The following is a 23,042-nucleotide window of genomic DNA, read 5'->3' on the forward strand; positions in this document are numbered from 1 at the left end:
GAAAGAGAGAAAGCCTCAATAAAATATGTTTTTTCATCGCAGCCCCTCCCCCCAAGCGACAGATAAACAACTGGCCCACAGGCTGGCAATTCATGTGGTACTCGTCTCCCTTGCCGTTGGCCTGGCCATGAGCCTGCTGGCAAATTACCTTGATCTGCGCGCAAGCAAGCAATTCTTCCGCTCGACGATTCAGCAGGTAATCCTGACAAATGGTCAAACCGCCGCCCGTGCTGCCTACAATCTGAATGCCGAGCTTGCGGGCGAAGTCACTCAGGGATTACTCGAATACAACACGATTATCGATGTCACTATTCTTGATGACCGATACAATGTTCTCTCCAGCCGGATCAAAGAAGTTCCCGGAAAGAGAAACTGGCTAACACAAAAGATTTTTGGGGGACTGCAGCATTTTGAAATAGAACTGCGAACCCTTGACGATCAGGAGGTAAAGGCCGGCTATCTGCAGGTTATAGCTGACCCCGCCGAAATTGCCGGAACATTTCTGAACCGGGCTTTTGCTGAAGTGATTTTCCAGCTGATCAAGAGCCTGCTGGTCGCGGCCATCCTTTCCCTGGTTTACTATCACCTGCTGGTTCGTCCCTTGCTCGGGATCTCCACTGCCCTTGCGAAAGCTGACCCGGACAGACCGGAAGAAACACGCCTCAAGGTTCCCCTCCGGAACAAAGGTGATGAACTCTATGTCCTGGCCCAGTCAGGCAATCGGTTGCTGGACTGTATCGCCACCCGCAGGAATGAACGGGACCGGGCAGAAGATGCCTTGCGGAAATCAGCAGAGACTTTGGAAGAGCGTATTGTCGAACGCACGGCAGAACTTGAAGAACAGTTTCAGGCTGCCCAGGCAGCAAACCGCGCCAAACAGGAATTCCTTGCCTCAATGAGCCATGAAATCCGCACCCCCATGACCGCAGTGATGGGGCTGGCTGATCTGCTTCTGGAAAATCACCTCGTACCGGAAAATCAGGAAAAAGTTGAAAAGATTAAAGAAGCAACACAGTCTCTGCTCGTGATTATCAACGACATTCTCGATCTTTCCAAAATCGAGGCAGGCAAGTTCGAGCTTGAACAGATCGATTTTGAACTCCGCCCGGAGATAAACAGAACTCTCGAGATTATCGAGGCCCGGGCAGCAGAGAAAAACCTTTCCCTTGAACTGGATATCTCGCCAGATATACCCGCAGGTCTGCATGGTGACCCCACACGCCTGCGACAGATTCTGATCAATCTCCTGGGGAATGCCGTCAAGTTTACCCGTCAGGGCGGCATTGAACTTGCCATCACACTCGGACAAGCCAGAAAACAGCCTTACAAGAGGCAAAAAAAGAGAGAGCCCGATCCGATCTGGCTGGTCATTCGGGTCACAGATAGCGGGATAGGCATACCCGCGCACGTTTTACCCGAGCTGTTTAATGAATTCACCCAGGCTGACGCCTCAATCTCCCGTCAATACGAAGGAACCGGTCTCGGCCTGGCGATTTCCCGGCGTCTGGCCGAGCATATGGGAGGCTCCATTAGCGTAGAAAGCACTGTTGGCGAGGGCTCATCTTTCACTCTGCAGCTGCCTCTGTCCCCGGCAAAATTGCCTCTGGCAAAGCTACATTCGGCTCCTGCCGCCGCTTATCGAACACGCCGTCCCTTACGTATTCTGGTCGTTGATGACAACCGCCTGAATCAAAGAATTATTTCTTCCATTATGGACAAATATGGTCACAGTATCACTCTGGCGAGTGACGGACAGGAAGCCGTCGATCTGATCAGCAGCTTTGCCGGTCTGAACTTGGAAGAAAAAAAACAACCAGAAGCGCACTCTGGAACAACAGCACCATTTGAACTTTGCCCCGAGCTGATCCTCATGGACGTCCGGATGCCCCGTATGAGCGGCCCAGAAGCAACCCGGGCCATTCGCACACTTGACCACGAGATATCCCGTATTCCCATCGTCGCGCTGACCGCCGATGCCATGGAGGATCATGTCGTGGAATATCTCGAGGCAGGAATGAATGCCTTTGTTGCAAAACCAATCGACCATCTGCAGCTTTTACAAGTAATTAATCAGGTTATGGCAGCAGAAATCCACCAACCAGTTCCCGAACAGCCCCCCGCAAAACCAACCCTGTCGCCAGCTGATTAGCAACCTCAGGATGGTGTTTGAACAAGAATTTCGCATTAACGCCCCTTTAAGGGCCAGACTTTTATACTTGGCCTGAATCATTCCTGTGGAAACCATGTCGATCAAAGCTCGTATACTTCTGATCTTTGCCACACTTTTCGCCCTGCTTTGCGCGATAACCTTTATTATGCTCTTGCTGGAAGACAACAGCAGCAAACAAAGCCAGCTCGAAATAAATCGCACCGAAGCAATTCTGCTGGCAGAGCACCTGCGAAAAAGCTCTGACGACCTCACACGCATGGCCCGATCTTATGTCGTGACAGGAGAAACAAGATATGAAAGGTATTTTGAGCAAATCCTTGCGATACGCAATGGTGAAGCCCCTCGGCCGGATAACTATCAGGATGTCTACTGGGAGTTTGTCATCCTTTCCGAGGACAACCAGCCTGAAACAGGCACTGCCGTCCCTCTGCTTGATCTGATCAGGGAAACCAGCCTCAGCGAACTCGAGCTGCAATATCTGCAGCTGGCCAAAGACAATTCTGACCAGCTTGCCGAAACAGAACGCACTGCCTTTGCCGCCATGAAGGGTCTCTTTCCAGATGGTTCGGGAAAATTTACGCGGCGAGGCCCCGCCGACCAGGAGCGTGCCCGAAGCTTGCTACATGATGATCATTACCATCTCGGTAAAAGCCGGATTGTCTGGGCAATCAACAGTTTCATCAAAGAACTGAACAGGCGAACCAGGGACGAGGTTGATACCGCAAGAAGCAAGGGAGAACGGCTACAATACACAGCAATTTTCCTCATTATCTTCACAATACTTTTCTCTGCACTTTCCTATCTTTACCTGCACCGCAAGCTGGTTATCCCCATCGTTCTGCTGTCGCGGATCAGCAATCAGACACAAAAAGGCAACCTGCAGGAACGCATGCCGGTAACTTCAGCCGATGAAATCGGTGTTCTCGGCAGCTCTTTCAATGCCATGATATCCAGAATTGAAGAGGCCCTCAAAGAACTTCACGACGAAGTCAAAACCCGCCGGGAGATGGCCCAGCGACTTGATAAGAAAAATCAAAATCATCTGCGGGTCCAAAAGATTGCCCGGGTCGGACACTGGTTCCTTGACCTCGGGGAGAACACCGAGGAATGGTCCGATACGCTCTATGAAATATATGGTTTACCACCCGAGACGGTACCAAGTTACGAAGCCTTCATAAGCTGCCTGCATCCTGATGACAAACAACGGGTGATCGAAACCCAGAACCGCAAAATTTCTGCCGGGAAATCCTTCTCCTGCTCTTATCGGGTTTTGCACAGGGATGGAACAGTCCGGCACCTTGCCAGCCATGCAGATCTATCCTGTACCGCCGATGGTTCTCCGGTCTATGTTGCCGGTTTGATTCAGGATCTCACCGAACTGAAAGAGGTAGAACAGCGTCTGGAACAGACGATGGCTCAGATTGACCAGATCAACAAGGGGCTGGAGAAAACCGTTACCGAGCGAACCGCCGCATTACAAAAGGCCAAGGAGGAAGCCGAGGCTGCCAACTCTGCCAAAACCGACTTCCTTGCCACGATGAGCCATGAAATCCGCACCCCCCTCAACGGGGTCATCGGTATGGCCCAGTTGCTGAGCAGCACAGATCTAGACCCGGACCAGACGGAAAAACTGAACACGCTCCTGTCCTCGAGCCAGAGCCTGCTCTCGATCATCAACGATGTGCTGGATATGAGTAAAATTGAAAGTGGATCCGTAGAGATCGAACAGCACTGCTTGGATTTCCAGGAAATGCTTGCTTCAACCCTTGTTTCCTTCCAGGCCCTGGCAACAAGCAAGAACATATCTTTGGAACTGGTCAATGACTGTACAGAAATCTCTTACCTCAGGGGCGATCGCACCCGTCTTGTCCAGGTCCTCAACAACCTGCTGAGCAACGCCTTCAAATTCACCCGGGAAGGAAGCATTACCCTCACGGTTAAAAAACTTGCACCGTCCCACAAAGAGCATCGAAAAGCCGGGTCGGGCCTTCCACGTTACAGTCTATCGGTCACAGATACAGGTATCGGAATAGCCCCGGAGCGTTTGCCGCTGATATTTGACGCTTTTGTCCAGGCAGATACCAGCATTGCCCGCAAGTTTGGTGGGACAGGTCTGGGGCTTTCCATCATCAAAAACCTGGTCCGGTTGATGGGCGGACAGATCACCGCCAGCAGCAAGCCGGACCAGGGCAGCTGTTTTACGGTCGAGCTGCCCCTGATTGAAGCCTCACCCAGGGAAATTGAAGAGTTCCAGTCCCAAATCCAGAACGGTTCTTTACTATCCGTTCCTCCCCTGACCATTCTGCTTGCAGAAGATAATGAAATCAACGCCACCATCGCCCGGTCTTTTCTGGAGAAATTTGGCCACAGCGTGATTCATGCGGCCAATGGCCGTGAAGCTGTAGAGGCCGTTTCCAGTCATGAAATAGATCTGGTTCTGATGGATGTGCACATGCCCGAAATGGATGGGTTGGAGGCAACCAAAACCATCAGAGCGTCAAAGCAGGGCAGGCACCTGCCCATCATTGGCCTCACAGCAGAAGCCTTTACCAGCCGACACGACCTGTTCCGCCTGGCAGGCATGGATGATATTATGACCAAACCCTTCACAGAAGAACATCTCAAGGCAACCATCGCAAAAAATGCACCGGTTTCCCTCCCCCGTCCTGTGACATCCTTCCACCAGCCTGATCAGACCGACAAAGAGAAGTCCAGCGGGACGCAGGTTCAGAAGACGGATGAAGAGCAGAGAGATAAGCAGCAGGATATAAAAACCGCTGAAGTTCTGAAGATGCCACTCTCCCCTCCCGCCCCTCCCGCCGAAGAAAAGCACCCCACAAAGGAACAGAGCCATATTCAGGATTGCCCGATAGGGAATGAGGAACAGTTCGCCGAATTCTCGCGTTTGTTAGGGCAAAAGGTTGTCACCGATCTCATCCACGAAACGCCGGATGCCGTAAAAAAACATATCGAGGGGATTAACAAGGGACTGGAAAGAGGGGACAGCAAGGAAATAAAACTCGCCGCCCACAGCATCAAGGGAATTGCAGGCTCTTTGCTTGCCCCGCGTTTGACCCGGCAAGCCGCCCTTATGGAAGCCTGCAGCGATGACTTTGACGGTATTCGGGAACTCTTGCCCGGGCTGATAGAAACCATTGAGGAAACTGTCAACTGGTGGAACACCAAAGCCTGATCCCAAAGCCTGGTCCCGAAGCCTGATCCCAAAGTTTGATCCCAAAGTTTGATCCCAAAGTTTGATCCGGGTGTCTTTCCTTTCGAACCCACAATTAGAGTTGAACAACAAAGCAATCATATTACAATGCAGCCCTGTAAAGAAAATTACCGCAGATACAGAGAGTTATGCTTTTCCACCAGGCTTTGGAAAGCTCTGTAAAATCAAGGAAACCTGCTATCCGAAACAAAAGACCAGAGGCGGCGGAGCGAAAAATATGACATCAAGATTTTCGGTTTTTAAATCCCTGTTGTCGCATTTCTTCTCTATTGCTGTAATCACTGTTGCCCTTGCTTCTTCAGCAAAAGCTGCCGAAACTCCAACATTACATATCGTCACCGATAGCTTTGCCCCTTTGCAGTATCTCGAAAATGGAAAGCCTGCAGGTTATGTTATCGAATATGTCAACGCGACAATATCCAAGATCAGGAGCAAGCACGCTCTTCAGGTTGATCCTGTCGAATTCCTTCCCTGGAAAAGGGCGCTACTTGTGGCCAAGGATACCCCCAATACCCTGTTCTTTTCTGTTTTGCGCACAGAGGAACGGGAACAGAGCTACCAGTGGATCGAGACTGTCTCACCCTATCAGAGATTTTTTTTCAACCTCAAGGGCAAGGCATCAATTCACCCGCAAAACCTGTCAGAATTGCGCGACAGCTCTCTTATTGTCGGGGTACAGCGGGGCAGTGCCGACGAGGCCCTGCTCGAACAGAACGGATTCAAAGCAGATTACGATTACACCACCTTCACCCATTTTGATCAGGGGATCAAAATGTTGTACCATGACCGCATAGACATACTTCCCCTGACCAGCTTTCTGGCGCGCACCACAGCCTGTAAAGCCGGCTTTGATGGCGATCAGCTGGAAATGCTGTTTGAAATTGAAAATTTCACAGACGTTCTCTGGGCCACAATGAGCCATGACAGCGACCCTGTTCTTGTCTCAGAACTCCATCAGGCCATGGTCGAGCTTAAACAGGATGGCTATTATGACACAATCCTGGCGCAGCACCTCAATGCCTGGGAAAACAGGCCCTGCGTAGCTGAATAGCCGCTGCAGTCAGGCCTTTCCTGCCCCCAATCAACAAGCCTCAAGTAAGGCAGACAAGAAGCCGGAAGGCGAAGCTTCAGATAAGATTCGCCCGATTGCCGCCAAAACACACAACTATTGGGGGCATATTATTTATTTCACCTTCAAAAAAGAAGAAAATCACGCTACACTGCCATCAGACCGGTACAGAACAGACCCCTCTTTCAGGAAGCAGACAGCTGGTTTATGGAAAATCCTCATATAAAAAGTGCCCCCTTCCGAACAAGCTCTTCCATCCCCGCCGAGATAAAAAACAAATGGCAAGAGATGGTGGATGTCACCGCTGAAGTTCTGCAAATTCCCTTCTGCCAGATTTCCGAAGTGAGAGAAGCGGCTGCTCCCCGTATTATCCGCAACCATACACCTGAGACCTCAAACGCACTTTGGGAGGAAATACAGCAGGCCTATAATAAATTCTCCAGCCATGTCTTCGACAGCGGCCAGCCACTCATCCTTGATGACAGCAGCAAAGACAGCTTCTGGGTCAAAAATCTGCCCCCTTCTGCCCCGGATGTCATGTCCTATAACGGCCATCTGTTGCACTGGCCTGACGGAGAGCCCTTTGGCACTTTTTCTGTATTTGACAGGCGTGCCAGAACCTTCAGTTCACACCAGCAACGGCTGCTCGAGAATTTTTGTGACAGCCTGAACAAGGATTTAACAATCCTTCACCAGTCAGCCGAATTTGCTGCACAAATGAATGCGGCCGGGGTTTGTGGCGAAGAACGACTTCTCGCAGAACGGGAAAGTCACGACCTTTACCGCCAGCTCGAATTTCGGGTTGCAATCGAAAAGGAACTGGAAAAAGCCGTGGAACAGGAACGTTTTGCTTCCCGTTCCAAATCTGATTTTCTGGCCACCATGAGCCATGAACTCAGGACCCCCCTGAATTCGATCATCGGCTTTTCAGAACTGATCCACAACGAGGCCTTTGGCCCTCTCGGCAAAGAGTGTTACCGGGATTATGCTGCCGACATCCTGGCTGCAGGTCAGCATCTTCTGGCTGTTATCAACGATGTGCTGGATGTATCCAAACTCGAAACCGGCGAAATCGAACTGCGTGAAACGGAATGCGATATTCAGGCCCTTTCTGCCTCCTGCATGAAAATGGTCACCGCACGTGCCGTGGAGAAACAGCTGGAGATTTCGGACATCACCAAAAGCCGGGAAGACGCTGCCCGATCAGATAACGAAGAAGCTTCGCGCTTCCCCCTGCTCTATGCCGATCCAATCAGAATTAAACAGATTTTGATAAACCTTCTCGGCAATGCTGTTAAATTTACCCCGCGGCAGGGAAAAATAACCCTAAAGCGGTATCTTACTGCACGGGATCAGATGGTCATCGAGGTCACAGATAACGGCATTGGCATCAGCCCCGAAGATCTTCCCCGCGTGCTCGAGCCATTCAAGCAGGCAAAAAACATTCTGACCAGAGAACATGAAGGCACCGGCCTCGGCCTGCATATCGTCAAGTCGATGATGGAACTGCATGGTGGTAATGTTGAACTGTTCAGCCAGTTAAAAGAAGGAACAACCGTCCGTCTGATTTTCCCGGCCAAGCGGGTTCTTTCGCCGGTAAAAATACTGAAACCCCCTCGTTAAATGATCTCTTCGCAACATTGATCTCCCGGGTTCTGCCTTTGATATTTGATCTCTTTTTGTATCAACCTGGACTGGGTTGTTTGCCGCCCGATAGCTTGCTGAAGTTATCTACGTAATACCCCTCAATTTCCAAGACCCAAACTTTCACTTATGTTTCCATCAAATACATATTAAATTTGAGGTAAGGATGGACAAGATACAGGCCCGTGCTGTCAGTGAGCTTGATCTCGTTATTTATGAGGTTACAGCAGAGCTGACTTTACAGGACATGCTGGATCTCCACCACCAGATGGCCCTCGGCAAGCGATCCAAAAACCTGATCTGGGATATCAGCCGCGGCGGCATGAACAATTTTTCCTATGACGATTTTCATCGTGTCCTGGAGGATACCCGGGCCTCCCTTTCCTATCGTGCTGGCGGGTACAGTGTTCTGGTTTCACACCGGGAAATTGACCAGCTTGTGCTGAAAATGTACAAGGGTTTTGCAGAAACCGATCCCAACTGGCCGATTACCTACCATATCTCTCCTGATCAGGAGGACGGACTGTGCTGGCTTCGTCACAGGCTTGAATCAGATTCCCCCACTGCTAGAGGTCGCCAGCCATGACCGGAACAGCGACCAGAACAGCGACCAGATCAGCAAAGTGCTTTTCTGCTGCTTCGATCAGGACAGTTGTAATCGACACCAACTGGCTTTGACTGAATTTTCAGGCCTGTAGCAGATTTTCTCCGCTCTCAAGCGGCATTGCTGCACTGACGTCCTCACATTCACAAAAACTTCTGCAGTCTTTCACCGACTGTCCGGAGAGCCTCTACGAACACGTTCAAAGGCCTCGGTGAGCTGGGCCAGAACCGGGGATGTTCGCCTGCCGCTTGCACCCCCGACCGGGTCCTCGATGTGAATCTGCCGCAGGTCATCCATAAAATGGTCCCACATCTGCTGCCCCCCCTCTTCCAGAAGCTGCGCCCGAATGCTTAGTGCTTCGCTCACAGGCAGGTGCTGTCGGCCCCAGCTGCCAATCATTGCCAGAACCGGAACCAGCTGGATCGCCGGTTCTGTCAGGCTGTAGATGGTCTTTTGGCTATGGCTCGGATCATCGCATTTGCTGATCAGCCCAAGAGAAACAAGCCGCTTCAACCGGGCCGCAAGGATATTCGATGCAATACCTTCGACGGACTTGCTCAGCAGTTCGCGAAAATGCCGCCGATTGCCAAACATCATGTCGCGAATCACAACGAGGCTCCAGCGATCCCCCAAAACCTCCATGGTAAGGTTGATCGGACAGCCCGACCGCTTTTCAATATCCAAGTTCGACCCTCTTCAACAAAACTGATTGCAATATAGGATCAGTTATGCAACAAGACAACTGATTGCAAAACGCAATCGGATAGAGAGATGACCATGACGAAGATACGTGTCGCCGGATTTTCACTTTCACTGGACGGGTTCGGGGCAGGACCGGAGCAAAGTTTGGCTGACCCTCTCGGGAAACGCGGGAAGGAACTGCATCAATGGTTCTTCGGGACCAGAACCTTCTGCAAAATGGTTGGCAAGGAAGGTGGCTCGGACGGCGTGGACGAGACCTTTGCAGCGCAGGCAATGTCCGGTTTCGGCGCATTCATCCTTGGGCGGAACATGTTCGGGCCCCCTCGCGGGGATTGGCCGGATCAGGACTGGCCAGATCAGGACTGGAAGGGCTGGTGGGGAGACAATCCGCCCTATCACACGCCAGTTTTCATCCTCACCCACTATCCCCGCGACCCGCTTGTCATGGAAGGTGGAACAACATTTAATTTTGTCACCGGCGGGATTGAACAGGCTCTGGAACAGGCAAGAGCTGCTGCCGGGGAACTGGATATCAAGATCGGCGGCGGCGTCAGCACCGTACGCCAATACCTGCAGGCCGGATTGATCGACGAGCTGCAGCTTACCATTTCTCCGGTTGTTCTCGGCCAGGGCGAAGCGATGTTCAGCGGGATCGACCTGCCAGCCCTCGGCTTTCGGGTGACGGAACATGTTACAACCGAAAGCGCGACCCATGTCACGCTGACCAAACCGGGAATGCCCGAAGGGTAACAGGTCGTTCGTCCGGCTCAGTCTGAAATCGGAGCAGTAGCCACACCACAAAGACTGTGATGACGTTTCTCAGCCCTCAAATCAGCAGTGTGGCTTTCTGCTGCTCCACTCAGGACGATTGTGATCATCACCAACTGGCTTTGACTGAACTTCTGATGCAGCTGGTAACCATCCACAAAGAAACCAACCCCACAGAAACCAACCACAGAGTCTCCCCTCGCTTCTCCCGCCGGTTTCTGTGGGGTTGGTTTCTGTGGGGTCGGTTTCTCTGGTCACTCCCCTTGACATTTTTGCCCAACAGATCCATATAGTTCGTCAGACAGACTAATTGGAAAAACTATGTCACTGGCACAGTCGCTTGATCATCTGCACCGCCGCCTGAGCCAGCTCTGGGCCGACAGTGCACGCCTGCCCGGGGATCTGAGTTACAGCGAGTACCAGTATCTGCGGGCGATCGAGCGCCTCGACGGCGGACAGATTGCTGTTTCGGAAAACCCAGCAGAAAGCGAAAAAGGGCCTGCTGTCCCGGCGGAAAACGACTGTCAGGCCGGACATCACCTTCAGGATCTGGTGCAGCTGCTGGGCGTGCAGAAGGCATCCGCCAGCGCGGCAATTGCCAAGCTGGAAAAGCGCGGGCTGCTTGTGCGTTTTGGTTGCAAATACGATGCAAGGGCCCAGCATATTATCCTGACCGAACAAGGGCGCGAACATCTGCGCGGCGAAGAAGTTCTTTATCGCGATGCGGCAAAACGAATGGCTGCCGGACTGACGCCAGAGGATGAGAAAACCCTGACGAGCCTGCTGGAAAAGGCTGCCGAACGGGCCTGATTTTTTTGATATTTATAGTATGTCTTTCTAACTAACAGGAACTAAACATGACCTCCTCTTCCTCACATCCACCTCAAGAACATCAGAAGATGCCGGATACTTTTGCTGATCCTGCGATCAATAAACAGGCTGCAAGAACACAAGATCCGGGAACAGATAGCACAGAGATACTAGGTGCAGAGACACAGGCTTCAGAGACACAAGTCTGCGAAACACAGATTGCGGAAAGTCACACCCCCGGCGCGCCCTGGAACGATGATCTGGTCCACTGGTATGTCGACAACTACGGCGAACATCCGATCAACGCCCTTGCGGTTGAGCTTGCGGTCGAGTTTGCCGGGCTGAACGGCTCGGAAACCCTGCTCGACCTTGGCTGCGGCAGTGGCTCTGCTGTGCGCAGCGCTGTCAGTACAAACCGCGCAAACCGGGTTATCGGCATAGACCCCAGCCCCGCCATGATCCGGATTGCCCGAGAGAAAACAGCAAAGCAATCACAAGATGCCTCGCCGACATCAACAAGCGAATTTTTACTCGGCGGGGCTGAACATATTCCGCTGCCTGACAACAGCGTCGATGTGGTGATTGCGGTGAATTCCTTTCATCACTGGCCAAACCCTGGCAAAGGGCTGGCTGAAGTTGCCCGTGTGCTGAAACATAGTGGTCGTCTGCTCCTGATCGAGGAAATTTTCGAGGAACAGCACCGCGGCATGTCTGCGGAGGAAATCATCAAACAGCTCGATGCTTCGGCCTACAACTTGAAAGAATTCACCCGGCGTCCCTGTGTCGACATCGAAGTAAACGTGTTCTTTGCCACGCCTTGCGGCGGCAACGCTCTTTAAATCCAAAACCTCATAAACCCTGCCCCCCTTTCCTACCCCGGAGACAAGCATGAACATCACCACCGCGCTTATCGGTTTTGCCTTTTATATCCTGATCTGGGACAAGCTCCCCGAATGGGGCAGCTGGTTTAACTGGACCTTGCAGCGTCTGCCCAAGCCGCTGCAAAGCCTCTATGCCCAGTGGCGCTGCCCCTATTGTGTCGGCTTCTGGATGGCCCTTGCCCTGCACGGCGCAACCGGGCTCTGGACCTTGCCTGCTTTGGCCGACCTCCCCGGCTTCTGGGGCGCAGCGGCACCCTTTGTCGGCTGGTTCTTTGATGCCCTGGCTACCGCAACGCTGATCCTGATTTTCAAACTCTCCCTTGAAGCCATCGGCCTGCCCGCCATGAAGGCCCACAGTATGCGACAGGAGTTCAAGAAATCCCTCGCAGAAAAGACAGAAAAATAAAGCCTGGGAAATACAGCCTGGAAAGTTAAAGATTGGGAAATAAGACAGCACAGATGAAACAGGGAGGAATTTTCTTTTCCTTCCTGTTTCATCCCAACATCATATCAGCAGTCAAAAAACCGGAAACAGAAACACTCCCCGATCAAAGATGACTGATAACAGCCCCTTTGCCGATCCCCTGCTCGCAAGGCTTTATGATCTTCAGAACCCCTGGGGGCCGGATTGCGATTTCTATATGACCCTTGCAGCAGATCTTGCCAGGGGAAAAACCTTTGCCCCTCTGCGCATCCTGGATATCGGCTGTGGCACCGGCTTGCTGACAACCGCGTTGGCACAACAGGGACACAAGGTAACCGGGCTTGATCCGGCAGCCCCCATGCTCAAGGTCGCCCGCGCGCGCCAGGACGGGCATCTGGTTCAGTGGATTGAGACCACAGCAGACGCACTGCCCCGCCATTGTCCCGACCAGCCCTTTGACCTGGTGATCATGAGCGGTCATGCCTTTCAGGTTTTTCAGGATGACAAGGCCTTGCAGGCAACGCTGCAGGCGATCAGGCAACAGCTCGCCCCGGACGGACAGTTGGCTTTTGAAACCCGCAATCCTCTGGTCCAGTCCTGGAAAAAATGGACCCGCGAACAGACAACGGAACGCTTCACGCTTTCGCTGGACGGCAAACCAGAAACGATCGAACTCTGGCACGATGCCCCCCAGTTCAAAGGCGACCTCGTCAGCTTCATCAGTTGCTACCGTTTTGTCGATCAACCGGAAAAGCCGCAAGGCACCACCCACAGTACCATCCGCTTTCTCTCCCGCGAGAAACTAGCGCAACAGCTGAATGTTACAGACCTCCGGATCAAAGCCTTCTAAGGGGATTGGGATCGCAGCCCCTTCACCACTGCCAGCCGGGAAATGATTGTCATTGCCACGCGCGCAGAGCTATCCTGCCCTGGGATCTAAACCGGGCCAATCGCCCGAAGCGGGACAGCCACCAGAAGGGGTCAGCCAATACAGCTGTTGATATGCTCGATGCAACAATCCAGATAAAGGCTGGCGAGCCGGGGCATGTTCTTGCGCCCCCGATGCACCGCCAAAAGGTCAACTTCGGCAAAACGCCAATCCGGCAAAACTTCAATCAGGCTCTGCTTTTTAAGCGCCTCCTGACACAGAATGGAGGGCAGCTCCCCAATCCCCTGCCCCAGAACCAATGCACGTTGTACAGCCGCATAATCGTTAATCCCCAGATCCGGGGCAAAAACGATTTCCTCCTGCCTGTTCCCCTTTTCCAGACACCACCTGAGCCGGGGTTTGCCTGGAAAACCGAAACCAATCAAACGGTGCCCGGACAGATCAGCGACCTTGCCCGGGCTGCCCGCCGAAGCCAGATAACCGGGGGAAGCCACCAGACGATGGCGATAACGTGCCAGTTTTCGGCTGTGTAAATTGCTGTCCACCAGCGGGCCAAAACGAAATGACAGATCAATCGCATCACCAATAAAATCCAGCAATCGTTCACTGATCAGGATATTCACCCGGGCTTTGGGATAGCGCAGCTGGAATTTCCCTGTGATCGGCACAAAAATAGTTTCAGCTAAAGAGGGGGGTATTGAAATCTGCAGCTGACCAGCTACCTCGCTCTGGCGTTCTGCAATCGCCAGATCCGCGTGTTTGAAAGCTTCGAGCCCCCGAAGGCAATGCCCAAAGTAGAGCTTGCCACTTTCAGTCAACCGCAGGCTCCGGGTCGAGCGTTCCAGCAGTTTGACCTGCAGGTGATTTTCCAGATCGGATACCTTTCGGCTGACCGTGGACAGGGGCATTGCAAGCTGTCGGGCAGCACCGGAGAAACTACCCGACTGGACAACCTGTGCGAAGACCGCCATGTGATCAAGATAGCGCATAATTCTTCCATCTATGGAATAGTTCTTTCCAAAGATAACCTATAGTTTCACAAACGAAAGAATATTATGATACAGCTACAACCTGAATGATCAGAGCAGAAAACAGGGAAACCAAGCCATGTCCCATCAGAACAACACAATCAATTACATCGAACTGCCGATGACCAAAAACAGTGAAACCAAAAGCTTTTACAACAAGGCTTTTGGCTGGCGTTTTACCGACTGGGGCCCGGATTACCTCAGCTTTGACGGTGCCGGGATCGATGGTGGCTTTAACCGGGAAGACAAGGTGCCGGTCAACTCCCCCGGTGTTCTCGTGGTGCTTTATGCCGAAGATCTGGATAAAACCGAAACCAGCATTAAATCCGCTGGCGGCCAGATCATCAAACCCGCCTACAGTTTCCCCGGCGGCCGCCGCTTCCACTTCACCGACCCCAACGGCAACCAGCTCGCCGTCTGGTCAGAGAAGTGATCTGGGATCAGTTGTTTAAACGAAAATCGGTGCCACACCAGAAAAACTGCTATCCCGATCACAGGGGAGAAAAAACTTCAACCTCCCCATGATCCCCTTTAAGGATTTTAGCGGCAACGACCACAGCTTCGATTGCGCCAGGCTCCTCAGCTGAATTCCACCTGAAAGTTCTGACTGGTAGAAGGTTTTGACCGCTACTTAAAATTCCTTACCGGCTTGGTCCCAAACTGAAACCTAATCGATTGGAACCAGTTCAAATTCAACAAGATCATTCCATTTCGCAAACCACAATTCGAACAACTCTGGGGCGCTTGTTTCCATAAGTTGATAACAAACCGAGTTTTCCCGGCTTGGCCAGGAATTAAGATAGTTGAGGCCCGAAGGGAGCATTCGACCCTCGCTATTGAACCTTGCATAGGCCGCTTCCCAGCAATCTGCCTTAAAACGTTCGATCACCATAAATTTTTTCATTTGATACTTCTCTAGGTTGGTACAGGTAGTGGCCTGCTCCAAGTTGTATTCAGCAGAATTGCAACATCATGCCTATTTCAATCAGACCATGGAAGTCGGATATTTGGCCGTTATCACAGCAACAAAATGTTCACGTAACCAGTCTTGAGCAAAGTCCTACTGCATCAACGCTTCCGGACTTTCACCCAGCTGGACCTGGAACAGGCCTTCGGTTTTGTCCTGCCAGGTAACAGCAAGGAAAATATCAAGCTGCTCGTCGCCGAGTTCAACGGTAAAGCTACAGATATTTCGGGTTGCCTCTTGTTCAGCCAAGACACCGGAAGGAGCAACGGGGGTGAAGTATCTGAGCCTCAGGTCAGATGTGCCAAAGGCATCGATCACCAGTTCCTCGGCAATGTCCCGTACCGTGGCATCGTCACAGCCCGGCAATTCATCGTTTGTAATACTATAGATCGTCAAAGCCAGAAGCACAGCGACAATCCCACCACCAATCACTGCGCCAGCGGTCGAGGTGCCCCCGGATTTTTTGAGGCGTTCATGTAGTTCTTCTCTCGAAAGGTTCTGTGCCTTCAGCTTTTTGATCTGCCGCAGGGCCATGGAGACATAGTAGGAATTTGCCACCAGAACCAAGGCCACAGAAAGGCCTGTCATCGCGCTATTGGGAACCTCGGGTACAAAATACAGCAACAGCATCGGCAGCAGTAACACAGCCAATCCAGTAAGGTAGAGCTTGCGATAGAAGAGCCAGGGCAAGGCTGCGATCAACACGGCCCAGTTAAAGGTCATCCCGGCCTTTTTTGCCTGCTGTGCCTGATAGATCTTGATGAACTTTTCGGCATTGGGCCCGACAAACAGGCGCAGCAGATCTTCGTCGCTGTCTTCACTGCCTTTACTGTCCCCTGTCACCTGATCAACTGTGGCGTCAGAAGTCGCAGTATCCCCTGCTGTAGCTTCAGTGGAAAATTCCGCGTCCACCGCTGATCCAGTAGCAGCATCCAGCTCATCACTGTTCTGATTTTGCCCAGAACTATTATCCGGCTCTTTACCCATACCGTCTCTCCCCCCAGAGAGTTCACCAAAAAAATCGACCTGAAAATTTAACGCGAGAACTGTAAAGGAGTGTTCCCGATAGAGAACACCCCCTTATTTATCAATATAGAAGGCGGATCAGGCCTTGGCCCAGATCCAGTAAAGCTCACGAGCCAGCTTGGCCACCGGACCCATGGGGTATTCCCGCTCTTCAAACTTCACCACCGGGGTAATTTTCGAGATATTGCCGCTCATAAAGACCTCATCTGCGCCAAGGAAGTCTTCAAAGCTCAGTGTTGTCTCGCGCACATCCCGCCCGGCTTCGCGCAACAATCCGATCACGCGCTGACGGGTGATGCCGTTGAGGAAGGTGCCGTTGGGAACCGGAGTATAGATCACCCCGTTCTTGACCATAAAGATGTTCGAGGTGGCGGTTTCCGCCACATTGCCCAGGGCATCAGCAACCAGCGCATTGTTATAACCGCGCGCCTGGGCTTCGCGGATCATGCGGCCATTGTTCGGGTAAAGACAGGCAGCCTTGGCATTGACCGGGGCCATGCTGACCATCGGGCGGACAAACTGGGTCCGGCAAAGCGTCTGGCTGTAGGTCGCCGGGGCCATGGGAAACTGTTCCAGGCAAAGACAGAACGCGGTGGAGTTGGCATCCGGCACCACGGTTCCGGTACCGCCTTCGGTTGACCAGTACATCGGGCGAATATAAACCGCCGCATCCGGGGCAAATTTCTTCAGGCCTTCCAGCGTCAGATCAACCAGTTGCTGTGTGGTCATGGTTGGCTTCAGCCCCATCACCTCGGCCGAGGCATTGACCCGGGCCGAATGCAGATCCAGATCCGGCACCACCCCCTCAAAAGACCGCGCCCCGTCAAACACCAGCGAACCAAGCCAGGTGCCATGATCTGCCGCGCCCATCACTGGCAGATTGCCCTGATGCCACGCGCCGTCAAAATAGGTCCAGATTACTTCACCGATTGCCATGTCCCGAACTTTCTCTGCTGCTGGGTTTTACCTTAAAATTTACATCTTCAGGTTTATTCAGTCTGACCGGGCAGTTCAAGCACGTATTTTTGCAAAGACCATTCCCGAAATATGAATAGCCCGGGTGATAATTTAGAACGGCAGCACCGATGGCTTTTATTCAGACTTCAAATATCCTTGAGAATAGGCCAATCACAAACACTTACCGCGATTTGATTATCAGGCCAAGAAATGCCAGCAAGGAAAACCCGGCCCCGGCGTAAAACGTGAAAGATGCGCCAAGTTGATCCCATAACAACCCTGCCACCACGCTGGCAACCAGCATGCTCACCCCACTGACAAGGTTGAAAAATCCATAGGCTGTACCGCGCAGGTCCACAGGCGCCGTGTCAGCCACCATGGTTGCAAGCAATCCTTGCGTCATCCCCATATGGATACCCCACAAGGCAACGCCAATGGCAACAGTCATCCAGCCGCTGCTGCTCGCCAGCACCAGATCAGCAGCGATTAAAACCAGCAACCCCAATGACAGAAGCATCCTGTGGCTCATCCTGTCTGACAGCTTGCCAAAGGGATAGGCCGAGGCAGCATAGACCAAATTCATCGCGACCATCACCAACGGCACCAAAGCCAATGGAATACCGCCTTGTTGCGCCCTAAGCACTAGAAAGGCTTCGCTGAAACGGGCCAGCGTAAAGATCGCCCCAATCCCCACCACCCACCAGTATGCCGCCCCCAAACGTCGGAGATTTTCTTTTTTGATCGGGTTACGACGCTTTTCGCTTCCCTGTCTGGCAGGTTCACGCACACCGAACATCAGCAAACCAACAGCCAGAAACCCCGGTATAACCGCCACCCAGAACACCGCGCGAAAGTCATTGGCCCAGAGCAGCATCAGGCAAACAGCCAGAAGTGGCCCCAGAAATGCCCCGACAGTATCAAGTGACTGACGCAGACCAAACGCGGCGCCCCGTATTTCTGGCGGGGCAATATCGGCCACAAGGGCATCGCGCGGTGCCCCGCGAACCCCTTTGCCAACCCGATCCAGCAGCCGGGCAGTCAAGACAATACCGAGTGTCGGGGCTAGGGCAAAAAGTGGCTTNGTTACAGCACCCAGAGCATAGCCGAAAACGGCCAGTCCCTTACGCTTTCCCAGATAGTCACTAAGAGCCCCCGAGAAAACTTTGACAATAAGGGCCGTCGCTTCAGCCAGGCCTTCGATCAGGCCAACCATAAGCGCACTTGCCCCAAGCGTGCTGACCATAAACAGCGGCAACAGGCTGTGGACCATCTCCGACGAGATATCCATCAGCATACTGACAAAACCGAGCACCCAGACCCCCGAAGGGATCCTGCGCAGTCCGGTTGCGGTTTTGGTCATACGACAATCTCTCAGCAACAGGGAGATTTATGAGAATTCAGGAGGACTTGATTTGTATCTCTACCTGATCATCAGGCGTTTTGCTGCAACAGTCAACTCCCAGCTGAGGGAACCAAGATCCAGCGGCACTGATAAAGCCGCAGTTTGATCTTAAGACAGAAAACTCAGAGACCAGCCTATTCCGCCTCAACCGGAACCGACAGCCCCACCTTGACGTTGTCCATCACCACGTTGGTCTGAAAGCGGCGCACGTTGGAATTCTGGAAAAAGAACCGCCGGGTGAAATCCTCGTAATCCTTCATGTCCCGCGCCGTGACGATGATGATAAAGTCCGCATTTCCCGTCACATAATAACACTGCATCACCTCTGGCGTTTGCTGCATCTTGCGCTTGAAGGCATCCAGCACCTCGGGCTGTTCACGCTCCAGTGTCACCTCGACCACCATGGTCAGGCGGCGACCCACGGCCTCGGGCGACAGCACCGAGATATCTGATGCGATGATCTTCTGACTGCGCAGACGCTTGAGCCGTTTCTGACAGGCCGCGGCTGACAGTCCTATTTTTTCCCCCAGCTGCTCGGCGGTCTGGCGGTTGTCCTTCTGCACCAGATTGAGCAAGCGGGCATCAAATTCGTCCAGCCTTGCCATATCCCACTTTCCCTTGTTCCGATTTTCCACGCCAAAAGCCTGATGTTATCCGAATTTCAGACCAAATAAAGGTATTTACGATTAATTTCGTAAAGAGAACCCGCTATGATGCCCTTATCAGTAAGTATACAGCACCCGGCAGAGGGACCACGCCCACCATGTCAGAGCAGACAAACACCCCCGCACAGAACGCAAGTCTGGAACAGGCCATGCGGGACTGGCGGCACGATTTTCACCAGCACCCGGAACTGGGTTTCGAGGAAAACCGCACCGCGGCAAAGGTGGCGCAGCTGCTGCGGGACTTCGGCCTTGAAGTGCACGAAGGCATCGGTGGTACCGGGGTTGTCGGCCTGCTCAAACGCGGGACCGGGAACAGAGCCATTGGCCTGCGCGCGGATATGGACGCGCTGGCGATCGCCGAACGCAACAGCTTTGCCCACCGCTCGCAAAATCCGGGCAAGATGCACGCCTGCGGTCATGACGGCCACACCAGCATGCTGCTGGGGGCAGCACGGAACCTTGCCGAAACCGGACAGTTCAACGGCACGGTGATCTTTATCTTTCAACCCGCCGAGGAACACGGGCGCGGTGCCCTGGCCATGATTGACGACGGCCTGTTTGACCGCTTCCCCATGGAAGCCGTTTATGCCCTGCACAACCTGCCCTCCCTGCCCACGGGCCATTTTGCCATCAAATCCGGGTCGGTGATGGCCTGCGAGGACAATTTTGAAATCATCATCAGGGGCAAGGGCACCCACGCCGCCCTGCCGCATCTGGGCATAGATCCGATCCTGATCGGGGCCGAAATTGTCACCGCCCTGCAAAGCGTGATTTCCCGCACTTTCAACCCGACCGAAAACGGGGTGCTGTCGGTCACGGACTTTGCCACCAACGGCCTGCGCAATGTCATCCCGGATCAGGTCATCCTGCGCGGCGATACCCGCAGTTTTTCCCCTGATATCCAAGAGCTGATCGAGCGGACCATGCAGCGCATCGCCGCCGGAATCTGTGCCGCACATGGCGCAGAGTTCAGCTTTTCCTATAGCCGCGAGTTTGTCGCCACCATCAACAGCCCGGCAGAGACAGAAGCCGCCCTCGCGGTGGCGCAGGAACTGGCTGGTGCAGACAAGGTCATCGAGGATGCCAAGCCGATCATGGCCTCGGAAGATTTTGGCCACATGCTGCAACACAAACCCGGCTGTTACCTGCTGCTCGGCAATGGTGCAGACGGCCCCGGTTCTGTTGGCCTGCACAGCCCTGACTATGATTTTAATGATGAACTGCTGCCTGTCGGCGCTGCCTTCTGGAGCAGGCTGGTCGAAAACCAGCTCCCCTGAAGCACAGCTCCCTGCTCCCGCAATTGAAGACCAGACCAAAATACATCCGGAATATATAAGGATACCCGACCATGAGCTTTGAGATCTTCGATCAGGCCCCGATTAAAATTCACCATAACCCGGCGGTTGCTGGTCCAGCAGACTATCCTCTGGCGCTGCAATCTGTGCTCGGGGCTGCCGATTGCACGGCTGCCAGAGACACCATCACCCGCTGGCAGGGCTACAGCCCCACTCCGCTGGTGTCCCTGCCGGATCTCGCCATGTCCCTTGATGTTGGCCAGGTCCTCTACAAGGACGAAGCCTCCCGCTTTGGCCTCGGCAGCTTCAAGGCGCTCGGCGGTGCCTATGCCGTGCTCTGCCTGCTGCGCCAGCAGATCAAAAAACAAACTGGAAAGTCTGTCTCCGACGCAGAGCTGACCAGCGGCAGCTGCCGTGCGCTGACGGCAGGTATCACGGTGATCACCGCAACCGATGGCAACCATGGCCGCTCTGTCGCCTGGGGGGCAAAGCAATTCGGTTGCCCCTGCAAGATCTATATGCACGCCGGGGTCAGCAAAGGCCGGGCCGCAGCTGTGGAAGAACTGGGCGCAGAAGTGATCTGGATCGAGGGAAACTATGACGCCTCGGTCCATGCTGCTGCAAAAGATGCGAACAAAAACGGCTGGTTTGTCGTCTCCGATACCTCTTATGAAGGTTATATGGATCTGCCGCGCAACGTCATGGCGGGCTACACGATCATGACTTCCGAGATTATCGAGCTGTTGGACAAGGGACCTCTGCCCAGTCACGTCTTTCTGCAGGGCGGAGTTGGCGGACTGGCCGGGGCTGTCTGCGCCCATCTCTGGCAGGCCTGGGGCAAACAGCGCCCGCGTTTTATTGTGGTGGAGCCGGAACAGGCGGACTGCCTTTATCAAAGTGCGCGACAGGGACGCCCCACCGCAGTGGAGATTACCGAAGAAACTGTCATGGCCGGGCTTTCCTGTGGCGAGGTCTCCCTGCTCGGCTGGGAAGTCCTCCGTCAGGGCAACCACGATTTCATGACCCTTGATGACAGTCTTGTCGGCCCGACCATGCGCCTGCTGGCCAGCGGAACAGCCGGGGCAAAAATCATCGCCGGAGAGTCCGCCGTGGCCGGGCTGGCCGGGGCCATTGCCGCCTGCCGCCAGACCGATCTGAGAAAAACTTTGGGGCTGGATATAAATGCCCGCATCATGGTGATCGGAACCGAAGGAGCCACCGACCCGGCAATCTATCAGACTCTCGTCGGGCAGCACCCCGACAGCGTGCTGTAATACCCGACAGCGTCCTGCAACAAAGGCCTTTGCAATGCTCCCACAACAAAAACCATCCCTCACGCCGCCCCGCGGTTTTCCACCACAGGAATTTGAGCAGCGTCTGATGGCCGCCCAGATACAGATGCACGCCCAGCAGCTTGACGCCCTGCTGCTGACCACCGAACCCGAGGTCCGTTATTTTTCCGGCTTTCACAGCCAGTTCTGGGAAAGCCCAACCCGCCCGTGGTTTCTTGTTGTGCCGCTCAAGGGCAAACCCGTCGCCGTCATTCCGGAAATTGGCCGAAGCGGTATGATGGCAACCTGGCTTGATGATATCAGAACCTGGCCTGCTCCAAGACCGGAAGACGATGGCATTTCCTTGCTGGCAGAGACCATCACCGCCCTGTCCCGCCGCTACGGGCGGCTTGGGGTGCCAATGGGGCATGAGACTTTCCTGCGTCTGCCCCTGCAGGATTTCCAGAAGCTCTCGACCCGGCTTGCAGCGATAGAGATCATCGACTGTGCTCCCCTAATCCGTCAGTTGCGCTTTATCAAATCCCCGGCTGAAATCGCCAAGATCCACCATATCTGCGATCTTGCGTCTGCCGCCTTTGAAAACCTGCCGCAAAGGATGCACAGCGGACAGAGCGAACGTGAGATCTGTCAGGATTTCCGCATGGACCTGTTGCGTCGTGGCGCCGACAACTCACCCTATCTGATCAGCGGTTCCGGCCCTGACGGCTATGACAATATCATCATGGGGCCCTCTGATCGTATTATTGAACAGGGTGATGTTCTGATTATCGACACCGGCACCACCTTTGACGGCTATTTCTGTGACTTTGACCGCAACTTTGCCTTTGGCAAGGTATCCGATCCCACCCGCCGGGCCTATGACACCGTCTACCGCGCGACAGAGGCTGGTTTTGCGGCTGCTCGCCCCGGTGCAGTCCTGCGCGATATCTGGGCTGCCATGTGGGCGGTGCTTGAGGCTGGAGGAGCCCTCAGCAACGATGTCGGACGCATGGGCCACGGGCTGGGTATGCAGCTGACCGAAGGCCCTTCGGTCAGCGAGCGCGATGACACACTATTACACCCCGGGGCCGTGTTAACACTGGAACCCGGCATGACCTATGCCCCCGGCAAACAGATGGTTCACGAAGAAAACATTGTCATTACAGAAGAAGGTGCCCGGCTTCTCAGCCGCCGGGCAGCAGCGGAACTGCCCATAATTTCTTAACCCCTTGAGACTA

General features: G+C 53.7%; 22 protein-coding genes. 14 read left to right on the forward strand and 8 right to left on the reverse strand.

What is annotated here, in order from left to right; translation table 11 throughout:
• Positions 1-25 precede the first annotated feature (25 nt).
• The 5 genes from B152_RS25120 (at position 26) to B152_RS0106745 (ending at position 8,701) form a co-directional block, all read left to right on the forward strand.
• Positions 26-2,149 (forward strand): ATP-binding protein, encoded by a 2,124-nt coding sequence (locus tag B152_RS25120; RefSeq protein ID WP_020591638.1) that lies wholly within the window; start codon positions 26-28, stop codon positions 2,147-2,149.
• 94 nt (positions 2,150-2,243) lie between these two features.
• Positions 2,244-5,363 (forward strand): ATP-binding protein, encoded by a 3,120-nt coding sequence (locus tag B152_RS25125; RefSeq protein WP_051082954.1) that lies wholly within the window; start codon positions 2,244-2,246, stop codon positions 5,361-5,363.
• A gap of 256 nt (positions 5,364-5,619) precedes the next feature.
• A complete protein-coding gene (locus tag B152_RS0106735) occupies positions 5,620-6,453 on the forward strand; it encodes a substrate-binding periplasmic protein (RefSeq protein WP_157230927.1) in 834 nt (277 codons plus the stop codon).
• Positions 6,454-6,678: 225 nt separating this feature from the next.
• Positions 6,679-8,094 (forward strand): sensor histidine kinase, encoded by a 1,416-nt coding sequence (locus B152_RS25130; RefSeq protein WP_020591641.1) that lies wholly within the window; start codon positions 6,679-6,681, stop codon positions 8,092-8,094.
• 187 nt (positions 8,095-8,281) lie between these two features.
• Positions 8,282-8,701, forward strand: a complete 420-nt coding sequence (locus tag B152_RS0106745) for a hypothetical protein (RefSeq protein WP_020591642.1) — start codon at positions 8,282-8,284, stop codon at positions 8,699-8,701.
• Positions 8,702-8,884: 183 nt separating this feature from the next.
• On the opposite strand, the gene B152_RS0106755 is transcribed toward B152_RS0106745, so the two are convergent.
• A complete protein-coding gene (locus tag B152_RS0106755) occupies positions 8,885-9,403 on the reverse strand; it encodes a winged helix-turn-helix transcriptional regulator (protein ID WP_020591644.1) in 519 nt (172 codons plus the stop codon).
• Between the two features lie 93 nt (positions 9,404-9,496).
• On the opposite strand from B152_RS0106755, the gene B152_RS0106760 reads away from it, so the two are divergent.
• A complete protein-coding gene (locus B152_RS0106760; protein ID WP_020591645.1) occupies positions 9,497-10,171 on the forward strand; it encodes a dihydrofolate reductase family protein in 675 nt (224 codons plus the stop codon).
• A 17-nt stretch (positions 10,172-10,188) separates the two neighbouring features.
• On the opposite strand, the gene B152_RS0106765 is transcribed toward B152_RS0106760, so the two are convergent.
• On the reverse strand, positions 10,189-10,377 hold the full coding sequence (locus B152_RS0106765) for a hypothetical protein (protein WP_020591646.1): 189 nt from the start codon (positions 10,375-10,377) through the stop codon (positions 10,189-10,191).
• A 133-nt stretch (positions 10,378-10,510) separates the two neighbouring features.
• On the opposite strand from B152_RS0106765, the gene B152_RS25135 reads away from it, so the two are divergent.
• The 4 genes from B152_RS25135 to B152_RS24750 all read left to right on the forward strand — a co-directional run bounded on the left by B152_RS25135 (position 10,511) and on the right by B152_RS24750 (position 13,154).
• A complete protein-coding gene (locus B152_RS25135) occupies positions 10,511-10,999 on the forward strand; it encodes a MarR family winged helix-turn-helix transcriptional regulator (RefSeq protein ID WP_020591647.1) in 489 nt (162 codons plus the stop codon).
• A 47-nt stretch (positions 11,000-11,046) separates the two neighbouring features.
• Positions 11,047-11,838, forward strand: a complete 792-nt coding sequence (locus B152_RS25140) for a class I SAM-dependent methyltransferase (protein ID WP_051082957.1) — start codon at positions 11,047-11,049, stop codon at positions 11,836-11,838.
• Between the two features lie 49 nt (positions 11,839-11,887).
• On the forward strand, positions 11,888-12,286 hold the full coding sequence (locus B152_RS0106780) for a hypothetical protein (protein WP_020591648.1): 399 nt from the start codon (positions 11,888-11,890) through the stop codon (positions 12,284-12,286).
• 148 nt (positions 12,287-12,434) lie between these two features.
• Positions 12,435-13,154, forward strand: coding sequence for a class I SAM-dependent methyltransferase (locus B152_RS24750; RefSeq protein ID WP_020591650.1), 720 nt, complete (start codon positions 12,435-12,437; stop codon positions 13,152-13,154).
• Between the two features lie 131 nt (positions 13,155-13,285).
• Here B152_RS24750 and B152_RS0106795 read toward each other — a convergent pair whose 3' ends face one another.
• Positions 13,286-14,182: a LysR family transcriptional regulator gene (locus B152_RS0106795; protein ID WP_026261341.1), complete on the reverse strand. Its 897-nt coding sequence runs from the start codon at positions 14,180-14,182 to the stop codon at positions 13,286-13,288.
• A gap of 118 nt (positions 14,183-14,300) precedes the next feature.
• Here B152_RS0106795 and B152_RS0106800 point away from each other — a divergent pair, with 118 nt between their 5' ends.
• Positions 14,301-14,654, forward strand: a complete 354-nt coding sequence (locus B152_RS0106800; RefSeq protein ID WP_020591651.1) for a VOC family protein — start codon at positions 14,301-14,303, stop codon at positions 14,652-14,654.
• Between the two features lie 234 nt (positions 14,655-14,888).
• On the opposite strand, the gene B152_RS0106805 is transcribed toward B152_RS0106800, so the two are convergent.
• From B152_RS0106805 to B152_RS0106830, 5 genes are all read right to left on the reverse strand, one after another.
• Positions 14,889-15,125: a DUF3303 domain-containing protein gene (locus B152_RS0106805; protein ID WP_020591652.1), complete on the reverse strand. Its 237-nt coding sequence runs from the start codon at positions 15,123-15,125 to the stop codon at positions 14,889-14,891.
• A gap of 156 nt (positions 15,126-15,281) precedes the next feature.
• Positions 15,282-16,175: a DUF2628 domain-containing protein gene (locus tag B152_RS0106810; RefSeq protein WP_020591653.1), complete on the reverse strand. Its 894-nt coding sequence runs from the start codon at positions 16,173-16,175 to the stop codon at positions 15,282-15,284.
• 117 nt (positions 16,176-16,292) lie between these two features.
• Entirely contained in the window at positions 16,293-17,150 is an 858-nt protein-coding gene (locus tag B152_RS0106815) for a branched-chain amino acid aminotransferase (RefSeq protein WP_020591654.1), read from the reverse strand.
• Between the two features lie 202 nt (positions 17,151-17,352).
• Positions 17,353-18,531 carry an MFS transporter gene (locus B152_RS0106820; protein ID WP_020591655.1) on the reverse strand — a complete coding sequence of 393 codons (1,179 nt, stop codon included), beginning with the start codon at positions 18,529-18,531 and terminating at the stop codon, positions 17,353-17,355.
• 176 nt (positions 18,532-18,707) lie between these two features.
• Complete coding sequence (locus B152_RS0106830) at positions 18,708-19,208, reverse strand: Lrp/AsnC family transcriptional regulator (RefSeq protein ID WP_245549953.1); 501 nt, start codon at positions 19,206-19,208, stop codon at positions 18,708-18,710.
• Positions 19,209-19,336: 128 nt separating this feature from the next.
• On the opposite strand from B152_RS0106830, the gene B152_RS0106835 reads away from it, so the two are divergent.
• The 3 genes from B152_RS0106835 (at position 19,337) to B152_RS22825 (ending at position 23,029) form a co-directional block, all read left to right on the forward strand.
• On the forward strand, positions 19,337-20,515 hold the full coding sequence (locus B152_RS0106835) for a M20 aminoacylase family protein (protein ID WP_020591658.1): 1,179 nt from the start codon (positions 19,337-19,339) through the stop codon (positions 20,513-20,515).
• A gap of 71 nt (positions 20,516-20,586) precedes the next feature.
• Entirely contained in the window at positions 20,587-21,807 is a 1,221-nt protein-coding gene (locus B152_RS0106840; protein WP_020591659.1) for a diaminopropionate ammonia-lyase, read from the forward strand.
• A gap of 34 nt (positions 21,808-21,841) precedes the next feature.
• On the forward strand, positions 21,842-23,029 hold the full coding sequence (locus B152_RS22825) for a M24 family metallopeptidase (protein ID WP_051082958.1): 1,188 nt from the start codon (positions 21,842-21,844) through the stop codon (positions 23,027-23,029).
• Positions 23,030-23,042: the final 13 nt, after the last annotated feature.

This window comes from Kiloniella laminariae DSM 19542 (assembly GCF_000374005.1).
GTDB lineage: Bacteria > Pseudomonadota > Alphaproteobacteria > Kiloniellales > Kiloniellaceae > Kiloniella > Kiloniella laminariae.